Below are 11,130 nucleotides of genomic sequence, written 5' to 3'. Positions count from 1 at the left end.
TTAATATAATTGAAATACCGACCTTATCTAAATTGCAGTCAGTACTGGAGTTTATGGGGAACTGTTTTGTCGTTAATACCAGTAAAGAACTTTATCAATCACAGCCTACACAGATCACTTCTCATTCTACTTTTAGTGGTGATTTCATCGGCTTCATACGCTCAACAAGCACCCAAACCGGTGCAGGTCGGCGTCTATGTCAGCGAGCCCTTCGTCAACAAGCAGGGCAATGCCTATTCCGGCATGGCAATCGATATCTGGCAGGATATCGCCGCGCGAATGAGCCTCGCTTCGCAATATGTGGAATATCCGAACTATGCCGAACTCGTAAAAGCTGTATCGGAAGGCAAGGTTGAAGCCGCCGTCACCAACCTGACCATCACGGAACAGCGCGCCGAAATCGTGGATTTCACCCATCCATGGTTTGATGCGGGTTTACGCATCATGGTGCATACAGAAGCAGGCAACGGCTGGGACGATTTAATCAATCGCCTTGATGATGCCGGGCATCTGGTAACCTATGCTTGGATTCTCGGCATTCTTATTACCGCCACCATATTGCTGACGATCTTCGACAGGCGTTTTGATGCAGGTTTTCCGAAGCGCTGGCGCGAGGGACTGGCGGAAAGCTTCCATCACGTGGTTTCCATCGCGACATCTGGCAAAACCTCGCGGAAAAACCTGTTCGGCTGGATGGGGCGCATCTGGCAAACGTTCTGGATGGTATTCGGCATAGCGATTATCGCCTACCTGACCTCGTCGATTACAAGCGTGATGACCGTCGCCCATATCGACAACAATATTTCGAGCCTCGCCGACTTGCAGGGGAAATCCGTAGGTGTGCGTTCTGGCAGTGTCGCGGAACAATTCCTGAGGTCACGCTCGATCGCAACAGTTCCTTTCGATCACCTTCCTGAAGCCGTGAACGCACTCGTCAATGATGAAATCGCGGCAATCGTCAGCGACGGACCTGTTCTGGAATATTATGCCCACCAGCACGCCGACCAACCTGTCGATCTGGTCGGCAATATATTCAGCCCGGATAAATATGGCTTTGCGTTTCCGCGCCATAGCGAGCTTGTCAAACCCGCGAGCATCGCGATCATCAGCGCCCATGAGAATGAAGCAGTCGCCAAGCTGAAAGCCAAGTATTTCGGCCCCGAGAACTGATCGTGCAGATTTGAAAAGGCGGCCATTGGCCGCCTTTCTTCCAACCCTGCGATTGATTACCGGCCCGCGACAATGGATGAAATGATTCCGGTCGCGATGCCGATCATCATATAATCATTGTTGACCTTGACCCAGTGATAGCCACGTGGCGGCTTACGCAACTTGTAGCCCGAATAATTGTTCACGACGTGACCGCGATAGTTTGGCGGCAGACGGTTACCCGTCTTCCAGCTCTGGTGACGGCGGTTGTCATACTTACGCGCGTCATATTTCGGACCGCCCTTGTGCATCTGACTGTAAGACGGCTTGCCGTGATGCGACGGATAAGATTGTGCCATCGCAGCAGGTGCCGCGAGAAAGGAAAAGGCAGTAAGAGCAATAACGATCGGCTTCATATCGGCTTCCTTTGTTATGTTCGATGTACCGAAAATGCGCCCGTCAATGTGAATGCCAAATGAATGCTCCCATTAAATAATTTTAATGATTTCATAGGCCTAGCTCAAAGCGGTTAACGCGCATTTCCCATCCGTCCAAAATGCGCTAGGAAGAGGCCAAATTCGTGCGCGCGCCCTCAATAGGCTAAGTGTCAGAGGACTACATCATGATGAATTGGGTTTTCATTCTGCAAGGCGTTATCGCAATCGGACTGGCTGGACTAGCCATTGCAGTCATCCTGCGCCATCGTCGCCATTGACGCTGTTTCGGTTTGCGATATTTTTCACGCAGACTTGCGGATTCCAACGCAACCGATCACGAAATCAATCGTTTAAGCTTAGTCTGATTTTTCTCAGGAGGAGACAGGGATGCGGAAAGTGGCGCTTGGGTTGGTTGCTTTGCTCGCAATAACGGGCTGCACGACCACGGAAAAGGATATTTCCATCGGCACCGGTGCGGGGGCCATTATCGGCGGCATTGCGGGTGGCGGACGCGGCGCGCTTATCGGTGCTGGCGCGGGCGCCTTGGGCGGCCTGCTGGTGCGTGAACTGCGCAACGGCAATTGCCAATATCGTGACCGTCACGGCCGCATGTATGTGGCTCGCTGCAGGCGATAGTTCCAGCAATCAGCAAGGATCATCGAAAGCGCCGGTTCTCCGGCGCTTTTTTGCTGTTCGACACCCACGACCTGTTTACCTGGATTGGAACCTTCATTCGCCGCTATCGTTTTAGAAGCGATAGAGACAGTTCAGGGAGAACTCCGATGAAGCTTGCTCTCAAAGCCGCCCTAATTGCTGTGGGCGTATTTGCGGCGGGCGCAGCGCAGGCGGCGAACGCCATATCCACCACCAACCTCAATATCCGCACCGGCCCCGGCACGCGCTATGCGACGCTGGGCTCCATCCCAAGTGGCGCGCCCGTGACCGTGCGCGGCTGCACATCCGGCTACGGCTGGTGTCAGGTCAGCTACGGCCCGACCTATGGTTGGGCATCGTCGCGCTATCTGGCATTTCGGGAGGGAACATCCAGCGGTTATTCCGATGATTTCGGCCGAACGGCTGCGCTCATCGGCATTCCGCTCATTGCAGGCGTCGCTATAGGTTCTGCTCTCGATGACCGCGATGACTACTGGTATCGTGATCGCAGATACTATCGGGACAGACACTGGGATCGCCGTGGATGGCATGACCGCCCCGACTGGCATGGACGTCCCGGTAATCATGGGCCGCGGGTTTACATGAGACAGCGTGGACCGGACGGCCCGCATGGGCAGTAACTGACACGACAACAAAAACTGAAAACGCCGTGAACGCGGCCTTCTCTCATTTTATCTTTGCTGGATAACTGCGCCGGGGCCTTACTGCGTCTTCAGGTAAACTTTGTGCCACAGGGTGACAAGGCCTGCTTCATTGAATTTCAATAGCAGCATCGCTTCGAAATGGTCGATGATTCTATCAAGACGAATGACTGTCGCCGCCATTGCCAGCACCGCTGAATTTTCTTCAGCGACCACCTCTTGTACATCATAGTCAATCGTGTGGATCGTGCTGCGGAAACCATCAAGAAAAGCCAGATAGTTAGAATGACTAGCAGGGTGAACGCTCCCGTTTACCTTGACGACAAACTGATCCGAGAATTTCTCCGCGATGATCGCCTCGGTAAGTGCACCACCCTGGACCAGGTGTTTTCGATTCCAGTCCAGAAGCTGTAGCGCCCATTGTGCTGCTGTTTGTTTTTGCAGGATGAACCTCCAAAGGGTTATCTGGGATAGCCGACGTGCTTGAACATGAAGACCGTCGATAGTCTTCTCAAGTCAATATTCGCTACAGGCGGCGGCAAATTTTCTAGATATTATGAGCCCTTACCGGTAATTTTCTGCTCACTAATCTGAAGTTACCACAAACATATTGCGATTTGATACAATGGGATGGAACCGACATTTTTCGGTCGCATTTGTTGGTGAACTGCCGCGCTCCTCATCGTCACCATCCGGTTAAGCGCATGGGACGCCAACACAAAAAGGCTGGAGGCAATATGGACCAAACAGCGAATGCCGTTCATAAAGCAGCGGTTGGACACATACCCGCATTTATAACTCCACCAGGCCAAACCGATGTGCTTTTGAACATCGTCATTGTTTTCCTGGTCTGTGTCGTGTTTCTAACCGGGATTCTCTATCTGAGACTTCATGCACTCCCCGAACACATTGCCCACCGGACACATAAAGTCCAGATCCAGCTTGTTGCTGTATTGGGATTGATAGCGCTCTTCACTCACAATCAACTGTTCTGGATTGCAGCGCTTTTGCTGGCTATGACGGAACTGCCGGACTTCCTGTCGCCAGTTACGTCGATGGCCAGGTCTCTCCGCATCATTGCTCGCCGGGGACTTCATCTGACAATTCCGCCTTCCTCTCCGGCACCAACCGTTCCTGCCAGCAATGATGTTGCGCCGCAAGCTGCGACAGCCACCTCGCAAAATCTTGCCGATCCAACGGCTGCGGTCGACATGGGCGCGCCCCTCAATACCGATCATAACCCGCAGGAGCAGAAATAATGTTTGAATTCTTGCTTTGCTCCATGATCACCATACTCCCCGATTACCTCTACCGCCGATTTGGTCAGGGGAAACGGATCGGGCGCGAAATTACAGTTTATTCCGTGTGGTTTGAGCTCAGATGGGGGATCACGGCTTGCCTCATCCTCACAGTCTCCCTGATCACCATCATTTTCTATTACCATCCATCTACATCCCATGTTACTGCTGCATTCCGAACGGTAACCATTCTTCCGGAAATAGGCGGACGGGTCGATGAAGTGTACGTCACGCGAAACCAGAAGGTGAAAGCTGGCGAGCCGCTGTTCAAACTCGATGACAGCAAACAAAAGGCGGCGCTGGAAACGGCCAGGAAGCAGATCGCCGAAATCGATGCCGAAACGATTGTTGCCAAAAGCGATCTCGTGGCATCCGATGCCCGGATAAAACAAGCAGAAGCAGCCTTCGTCCAAGCGCAAAGCGATGTAGATACCCAGCTCGAACTGCAACGCCGCAACCCCAATATTGTCGCTCGCAAGGACATTGAACGTCTCCGGTCGATAGCGGATGGCAGAGGTAGCGAACTGGCAGCGGCAACCGCCAACAAGCAGACGCTCGAAACGAAGATCACCACATTGCTTCCGGCACAAAAGGCAAGTTCAGAGGCCTTGGCTTCTCAGGCAGAGGTGGAACTCGGCAAGACCGTCGTGAAGGCAGGCGTTTCGGGAACTGTTCAACAATTCACGCTACGCGCCGGAGAGGTCGTCAATCCACTGCTTCGTCCTGCCGGGATACTGGTGCCGGAAACAGCAGGCCGAATAGCCCTTGTTGCCGGTTTCGGGCAGATCGAAGCCCAAGTTATGAAGCCCGGCATGATTGCCGAAGCCACATGCATTGGGAAGCCATTTACCATTATTCCGATGGTCGTAACCGAAGTACAAGATGTTATCGCTGGCGGACAGGTGCGAGCGAGCGACCAGTTGGTCGACATTCAGCAATTGGCGAAGCCGGGAACGATCACTGTCACTCTTGAGCCTCTCTACGGAGGGCAACTGGCTGACATTCCTCCAGGTAGCAGCTGTGTCGCGAACGCATACACAAGCAACCATAAGGAATTGCAGTCCGGCAAAGCCGGGACGATGCGATCGATATTCCTGCACGCTGTCGATGCCACAGGCCTTGTTCACGCCATGATTCTGAGAATTCAGGCTGTGATGTTGCCAGTGCAGACACTTGTCCTTTCTGGGCACTGATGATCGTTGGATACAAATAGCGAAATGGGGAGTCGATTGTGACTTCCCTTTTTTGAGTGCGCGCCCGGAAAACGGTCGCGCACTTTTCGGGGTGCGCTCTAAATTTCGCGACACCGTGCCCGCCATTAAATGAAGTGCAGGAGATGTGCCGGTTGCCACGATAAATTACCCTTGGGATCACTATAACCCATTGAGAATCAACAGGTCAACTTCGGCGGTCAACAGCAAAATTACCTTTTTGCCAAGGTAAATTACCCTTGAACTTGAAACATAGGCGTATCCGAGTCAGCTTGTTGCGAAAAATGCAAAAGTCGAGCTCGTCTCATCAATGGACAAACAACAAGCTCAACACGTTCGAATGGCAACCGACAGTGATAATGCGGGCGACTGGAACGAGAAATGGAGTTCACTCATTACGATTCAGAAGATCAGCATCATGCAGGTGCCGTATAACCCATACCACGCGGAAGCTTTCGGCCTCGTATTCAAACTGTCCTACGCATTTGGAAAAAGAGAAAATCCCCGTTTGGAAATTTTTCTTAACGACGACGAGGCTAGGGAAAGCGAGTGGGATATATACGGGACCTTATTGGATGATACCGATGACAGGTTTGCGGATGTAAGTTTCGGTTCCATAGGTGAAGAGCGAGAATTTGAAATCTGTTCTTCACGATATCGAATAATGTTCAAAAACTGTTATAGCGATACCTTCATTTTCCCGAACGGCTCCTGGGAACTCATGCCCGTTTATCAATTCCTTGTGAAGCCAATCCCTTGACGGTATTCCCGACTCGCTGAGGACTCCCCCGACCAGGTGTTAGAAGAAAGGAGCTTCCAGATTAATGCATTGGATTTTTGCTTTTGGTATATTGGTTTCGCTGCTTTTTGTTTTTGTAATTTCCTACAAGAACAAACCACCCCAAGGCCCTAACCGCTTCGGTATGGCGGCTTCGCCTGTCGACTTTCCGACTGTGGTCGTGAGATTCGTTACCGGATACCTTGATTTCAAGGGTAGAGCGAGCCGTACGGAATTCTGGTATGCGATGCTTTTCTATGTGTTGCTTCTCTTCGTGCTGGTCCGGCTCAATCTCCCGGACCTTGTTGTTACGATCTTGCTGGTCGTTACAATGATACCGTTTTTCTCCGTCACCACACGGCGACTGCACGACACGAACAGAAGCGGTTGGTTTCAGCTCGTCTCGTGGTTTATGCCTGTCGGCACGATCGTTACCCTGTTCTGGTTCAACGAACCGGCACGCGATTAAGCGGAACGTAGGCGAAATGGGAAAACTGGTTCAGTCAACGGCGAGTGAGATGGTGATGCCGCGGTTTGCACCATGGGCGACCGATCTTCCCGATGACTTGACGCCGGCGCAGGGCTATCAACTCGCGCTTGACCGCATCGCCTGGCGTGCGGCGGGTCGGCCCGACCCGGCGACGCTGGATGAGTGGCCGAACGATGACGATCTCGATTACCTGCTCAGCCGGCATTCGCACGATACGCTCGACCTAAATAGTCTGAAGCTGCGGACGATTCCCGATGAACTGTATCAATCGGGAGGCATCGCGTTCTTGTTTCTGATGGACAACAGGATAGAGACCTTGCCGGAGCGGTTCACGGAAATGCTCCGGCTTGAACAGTTATCGCTTTTCGGAAATCCGTTGCGCGAGATCCCGGCATCCCTCCTTCTCATGGCCGGACTGGAAGGGCTTTATCTTGGTCGCAGCGCGCTCACCAGGCTGCCGCATCTCGACCGGCCGTCAACCAGCATCAAGACACTTGGGCTGGAGCGCACCGAATGGCTGGAGATCCCCGATGGCTATCTCGCCAATTTCCCGAACCTTCGAAGCCTGTCCCTGGGTTACTCGTCCCGGCACAAGATCCCGGATGAGGTCTTTGGTTTGGCCGAACTCATTCAGCTTGATTTCGAGGGGAATTCGCTCAAGGCGCTCTCCCCGCAGATAGGGCGGCTGACGAAACTGCTCAGTCTCCAACTTCGGGACTGCAAGCTGGAGACGCTGCCAAAGGAGCTGGGCGAACTCACCAAGCTCGAAGAAAAGGCGGGAAGCGGACCATTCGGCCTCCATATCTCCGGCAATCCGTTCAAGGATAAGGAGCTGAGGCGCATTGCCAAGCTGAAAAATCCGCAGCAGACGGTCGAAGCGCTTTTATGGGCTCGTGCCAATGGAAGCTAAGGACCGCCGCCGTCGCTTTTGCAGGAAAGGATTTTGCCGATGCTTCAGCGATCAATGAGCCCAATACTGCTGGTGGTTGCCCTTGTCGGCACATCCGTCACCATGCCAGCTCTTGCCGAGAGTTCGATCGTGCCCACGATCAGGATGGAGAAGAAGGAAACGAACGGCTGGTCCCTCAAGACATTTGATTTCGGTGACGACGACATCAATTTCGAAACCTATGTGCCTGATACCGCAAAGGTGCAAATCACCACAATGCGTGAACTCGATGCTTCCAGGGAGATCGGCAGCGTAAGGATCATCGGAAAGATCAGGCTCGCCGACGCGCCGATCGAGGCGACGATCAAGGGTTACCGTCTCACGACGCCAGCATCGGCCGCCCGCGTTTGTGCCTACGAGATCGAAACTTCCGGATACACGCTGCGCCAGATCAGTTCCGTGGCTGATTATTCAGCCACACAAGCCTTCGCTGTGCAGCCAGCCGAAACACCCTACAAAAGCGGTGTCTTCAGCCAATGCTTTTCGCGTGGCGACAAGGTGCTCACCTTCCACGTCGTCGCCGATTTGGCCAAAGCGGCCAATGACGGTGAGCGCAAGGAGATCGGCAAGATCGCACACAACGTCGCCGGTGCATTGTTCACGAACCTGATCTTCAGCAATGGCCGCGTTCAGGCCTACGACGAATATTTGAAACGGATCGATATCCGGATCGGCAGGCAAACGGTCGCCCTGACGGTTCCCGACATCTGGAAAGTGGCGATCAACGACTTCAAGGGTTCATTGCCGGCCGAACTCCACCTTCAGCGCGAAAAGGACGGTCGCACGGAAGGGTTGTTCTGGCTGTTCGCACAGGATCGAAAGGACAAGCCGGATATTCAGGAGATTGGACCAGCTCTGATCCGCGATTATTTCGTGCAGCAGTCCCCGGACGTGAAGCCGCCAACGCTTCTGGCAAGCAGCGAGGACGAGGATTTCAAGAAAGCCGGCGTCGCGTCACGTCAATTTCGCTTTTCCGTCACGAAGAAGGATGGAGAGGATAGCGGTGACCTTATCGCCAATGTCATCTGGCACGATCAAAAACTCTATGTCACGAGCATCTGGTCGCGTGTATCGCCGAGCGGTGATCCCAACACCTTCTTCTCGCGATTGCCCGGTCTGACGGCCTTCGATCTGGTTCAAGCATCACTGCTACAGGCCGTGACCAACCGGCGGTGAATGTTCTTCCCAGTGCCCCCGGTGTCCATATCAAGCGCCTTGAGCGCATTTCTGCTGCTGGAAAAGCGTGGCTACGCCCTGTCTCAAATTTCGAAAAATCCGTTATGACACTTGAGTTTGAGGCAAAAGATGGCTCGATAAGACGTCCATTCGCCCAAAAACGCCCAAGGGTAATTTACCTTGGCAAAAAGGGTGAGCTTTTGACCAAAAAGGTAAAATACGTTGGCCGGTGACAGATGAAAAGAAAGTGGCGATCCCGACAGGACTGCAATTTTTTTACAATTATGTATTTGAAAACAATCAGTTAGTACAAAGGTGTGGCGGCATAAGTGCACATTGATTCTATTATGGAATTTTAAACGACCCTCACACCTTTTTGCACAGTAGACGAAACGTTGAAGCGCGCTATTCTCTTCGCAACGAGGAGGAGCGCATGTGCAATCTATATAATCTGACCACGGCACATGAGGCCATGCGGCGCCTGTTTCCGAAGTTCGGAGACATGACGAACCGCGTCGATCCCCAGATGGATATCTTTCCCGACTATCCCGCACCGGTTTTGCGCAATGTAAAGGGTGACGAACCGGAGCTAGTCACCTGAATCTGAAGTTCGGTTCATTGTTTTTTGGCAGAAACGCTTGACCGAAGCGAGGATTTGGTCGGCGGATTTGACCCACTTATATGGGGTGGGGTTTTCGTTGTGGATTTCGATGAAGGTGTCAATGTCGGCTTCCAGTTCTGCGGTGGAACGATGTACGCCGCGCTGCAACTGCTTTCGTGTCAGTTCTGCGAACCACCGCTCTACCTGATTGATCCAGGATGCCGACGTTGGTGTGAAGTGAACATGCCAGTGTGGGCGGCGCGCGAGCCAGGCCTTGATCCTCGGCGTCTTGTGGGTCGCATAGTTGTCCATTACCAGATGCACGTCCGGCCCATTGGGCATTTCGGCGTCGATCCGCTTCAGGAAGTCAAGGAATTCAGTCGCCCGGTGACGCTTGTAGCAACGACCTATCACCGCCCCAGTGGCAATGTCGAGCGCGGCGAACAGCGATGTCGTGCCGTTGCGGACATAGGTATGGGTACGTCGTTCGGCGACACCTGGCGCCATGGGCAGCACAGGCTGCTCGCGATCCAATGCCTGGATTTGCGATTTCTCATCCACGCAGAGCACAATCGCCCGGTCTGGTGGCGACATATAGAGGCCGACGATGTCCTGAACTTTATCGACGAAGAGCGGATCAGAGGAAAGCTTGAATGTCTCGGCACGATGCGGCTGCAAGCCAAATGCGCTCCATATCCGACGGATGGTGGTATGCGAGAGGCCGCTGTTAGCTGCCATCGAACGAATGGACCAGTGCGTGGCATCCTTGGGAGTGGTGTTCAATGTACGCTCGACAACTTCAGCAACCTGAGCGTCTGAAACAGTTCGCGGTCGACCCGTACGATATTCATCTGTCAGCCCTTCAATGCCATCTTGCACGAACCGGCGGCGCCACTTGCCAACAGTGTGCTCGTGAACACCCAGGCGTTCGGCAACGTCCTTGCTTTGCAAACCCTGCGCGCACAGCAATATCATCCGGCATCGATCTGACAAGGAGCGTGGCGCTCTATGCCGACGCACCTGAGTTTCAAGGAAATTTCTATCTGCGTCACTCAGAACGATGACGTCCGCCTGCCTGCCAACCATTGGTCAAACTCCTGCACTTGTGACAGAAGAAGAACAAATGAAGCTTACTTTGGTTCCAGGTGACTAGCAATGCTCCGCTGGGGCATGCCTACGCCGCCGATGTATGTGAGGGGTGAAGCAGATGGCGGAGTAACGAATATCCGCAACCTCACCTCGCCTCACTGGAGACGCTGGCAGGGTGTCGAAAGCCGATGCGTTGTCCCGGCCACCTCGTTTTCCGAATATGGGCAGGAACCTGACCCGAAGACCAAGCGCAAGCCGCTTTACTGGTTCGCTCTCAATGAAGCGAAGCCGCTTTTCGCATTCGCTGGCATCTGGACCGGTCGGAAAGGCGTGCGGAAGAAGAAGGAAGGACCGGTCGAGGTCGATATCTTTGCGTTCCTCACACAGAGCCGAATGCTGTCGTGAAGCCAATCCACCCAAAGGCAATGCCTGTCATTCTCCGCACCACGGAAGAAATCGACACCTGGCTACGCGCTCCGTGGGACGAGGCCAAGGAGATGCAAAAGCCCCTGCCCGATGCCGATCTGATCGACCTCACACCAAGCAATGATAATAAGGAAGAGCAGGCAAGTTTGTTCTAAGCCAATCCGCGTCACACGGTAAGTTTCACAGAAACTTTCTCGGCTGTTATGCATT

The 11,130-nt window shown here is 53.4% G+C and carries 13 protein-coding genes and 1 pseudogene; 11 read left to right on the top strand and 3 right to left on the bottom strand.

The features are described 5' to 3' along the window. Positions 1-180 precede the first annotated feature (180 nt). Positions 181-1,170: a transporter substrate-binding domain-containing protein gene (locus CQZ93_RS04155; RefSeq protein WP_286152044.1), complete on the top strand. Its 990-nt coding sequence runs from the start codon at positions 181-183 to the stop codon at positions 1,168-1,170. 56 nt (positions 1,171-1,226) lie between these two features. Here CQZ93_RS04155 and CQZ93_RS04150 read toward each other — a convergent pair whose 3' ends face one another. Continuing rightward, the gene (locus CQZ93_RS04150; RefSeq protein ID WP_105541468.1) at positions 1,227-1,565 is read right to left on the bottom strand and encodes an RcnB family protein; all 339 of its coding nucleotides are present in this window, start codon (positions 1,563-1,565) and stop codon (positions 1,227-1,229) included. Between the two features lie 408 nt (positions 1,566-1,973). On the opposite strand from CQZ93_RS04150, the gene CQZ93_RS04145 reads away from it, so the two are divergent. Both CQZ93_RS04145 and CQZ93_RS04140 read left to right on the top strand, forming a co-directional pair. After that, positions 1,974-2,222, top strand: a complete 249-nt coding sequence (locus CQZ93_RS04145) for a YMGG-like glycine zipper-containing protein (RefSeq protein ID WP_012092366.1) — start codon at positions 1,974-1,976, stop codon at positions 2,220-2,222. Between the two features lie 146 nt (positions 2,223-2,368). Next, the gene (locus CQZ93_RS04140) at positions 2,369-2,881 is read left to right on the top strand and encodes an SH3 domain-containing protein (RefSeq protein ID WP_105541467.1); all 513 of its coding nucleotides are present in this window, start codon (positions 2,369-2,371) and stop codon (positions 2,879-2,881) included. Between the two features lie 81 nt (positions 2,882-2,962). Here the strand turns inward: CQZ93_RS04140 and CQZ93_RS26835 are convergent, their stop codons facing one another. Continuing rightward, positions 2,963-3,118, bottom strand: coding sequence for a hypothetical protein (locus CQZ93_RS26835; RefSeq protein ID WP_286152034.1), 156 nt, complete (start codon positions 3,116-3,118; stop codon positions 2,963-2,965). A gap of 521 nt (positions 3,119-3,639) precedes the next feature. Between CQZ93_RS26835 and CQZ93_RS04130 the strand changes: the two genes are divergently transcribed. The 7 genes from CQZ93_RS04130 to CQZ93_RS04100 all read left to right on the top strand — a co-directional run bounded on the left by CQZ93_RS04130 (position 3,640) and on the right by CQZ93_RS04100 (position 9,405). Next, entirely contained in the window at positions 3,640-4,161 is a 522-nt protein-coding gene (locus CQZ93_RS04130) for a hypothetical protein (protein ID WP_286152032.1), read from the top strand. Further along, entirely contained in the window at positions 4,161-5,393 is a 1,233-nt protein-coding gene (locus CQZ93_RS04125) for an HlyD family secretion protein (RefSeq protein WP_105541464.1), read from the top strand. The genes CQZ93_RS04130 and CQZ93_RS04125 overlap by 1 nt, the downstream gene beginning before the upstream one ends. Before the next feature lie 328 nt (positions 5,394-5,721). Then, on the top strand, positions 5,722-6,171 hold the full coding sequence (locus CQZ93_RS04120; protein WP_105541463.1) for a hypothetical protein: 450 nt from the start codon (positions 5,722-5,724) through the stop codon (positions 6,169-6,171). 64 nt (positions 6,172-6,235) lie between these two features. Continuing rightward, positions 6,236-6,658 carry a DUF805 domain-containing protein gene (locus CQZ93_RS04115; protein ID WP_105541462.1) on the top strand — a complete coding sequence of 141 codons (423 nt, stop codon included), beginning with the start codon at positions 6,236-6,238 and terminating at the stop codon, positions 6,656-6,658. Positions 6,659-6,755: 97 nt separating this feature from the next. Next, positions 6,756-7,589, top strand: coding sequence for a leucine-rich repeat domain-containing protein (locus CQZ93_RS04110; protein ID WP_146114425.1), 834 nt, complete (start codon positions 6,756-6,758; stop codon positions 7,587-7,589). A gap of 39 nt (positions 7,590-7,628) precedes the next feature. Then, entirely contained in the window at positions 7,629-8,804 is a 1,176-nt protein-coding gene (locus CQZ93_RS04105; RefSeq protein WP_146114424.1) for a hypothetical protein, read from the top strand. Between the two features lie 433 nt (positions 8,805-9,237). Continuing rightward, complete coding sequence (locus CQZ93_RS04100; protein ID WP_286152030.1) at positions 9,238-9,405, top strand: hypothetical protein; 168 nt, start codon at positions 9,238-9,240, stop codon at positions 9,403-9,405. Here CQZ93_RS04100 and CQZ93_RS04095 read toward each other — a convergent pair. Next, entirely contained in the window at positions 9,394-10,491 is a 1,098-nt protein-coding gene (locus CQZ93_RS04095; RefSeq protein ID WP_105541459.1) for an IS630 family transposase, read from the bottom strand. The two genes, CQZ93_RS04100 and CQZ93_RS04095, sit on opposite strands and share 12 nt — an antisense overlap. A gap of 63 nt (positions 10,492-10,554) precedes the next feature. Between CQZ93_RS04095 and CQZ93_RS04090 the strand changes: the two are divergent. Further along, positions 10,555-11,075, top strand: a pseudogene (locus CQZ93_RS04090) (SOS response-associated peptidase family protein); the annotation flags it as partial. Positions 11,076-11,130 lie beyond the last annotated feature (55 nt).

The organism is Ochrobactrum vermis, from assembly GCF_002975205.1.
In the GTDB taxonomy this organism is placed as follows: Bacteria; Pseudomonadota; Alphaproteobacteria; order Rhizobiales; family Rhizobiaceae; genus Brucella; species Brucella vermis.
Note: the sequence above shows the minus strand (reverse complement) of the source record. Positions and strands in the feature narration are given on the sequence as shown.

What these genes read in the sequence shown, in the direction of transcription:
- CQZ93_RS04140 (WP_105541467.1), top strand. Translation starts at nt 2,369, where the DNA reads ATGAAGCTTGCTCTCAAAGCCGCCCTAATTGCTGTGGGCGTATTTGCG.
- CQZ93_RS04095 (WP_105541459.1), bottom strand. Translation starts at nt 10,491, where the DNA reads ATGGTTGGCAGGCAGGCGGACGTCATCGTTCTGAGTGACGCAGATAGA.
- CQZ93_RS04105 (WP_146114424.1), top strand. Translation starts at nt 7,629, where the DNA reads ATGCTTCAGCGATCAATGAGCCCAATACTGCTGGTGGTTGCCCTTGTC.
- CQZ93_RS04100 (WP_286152030.1), top strand. Translation starts at nt 9,238, where the DNA reads ATGTGCAATCTATATAATCTGACCACGGCACATGAGGCCATGCGGCGC.
- CQZ93_RS04150 (WP_105541468.1), bottom strand. Translation starts at nt 1,565, where the DNA reads ATGAAGCCGATCGTTATTGCTCTTACTGCCTTTTCCTTTCTCGCGGCA.
- CQZ93_RS04130 (WP_286152032.1), top strand. Translation starts at nt 3,640, where the DNA reads ATGGACCAAACAGCGAATGCCGTTCATAAAGCAGCGGTTGGACACATA.
- CQZ93_RS04115 (WP_105541462.1), top strand. Translation starts at nt 6,236, where the DNA reads ATGCATTGGATTTTTGCTTTTGGTATATTGGTTTCGCTGCTTTTTGTT.
- CQZ93_RS04125 (WP_105541464.1), top strand. Translation starts at nt 4,161, where the DNA reads ATGTTTGAATTCTTGCTTTGCTCCATGATCACCATACTCCCCGATTAC.
- CQZ93_RS04120 (WP_105541463.1), top strand. Translation starts at nt 5,722, where the DNA reads ATGGACAAACAACAAGCTCAACACGTTCGAATGGCAACCGACAGTGAT.
- CQZ93_RS04145 (WP_012092366.1), top strand. Translation starts at nt 1,974, where the DNA reads ATGCGGAAAGTGGCGCTTGGGTTGGTTGCTTTGCTCGCAATAACGGGC.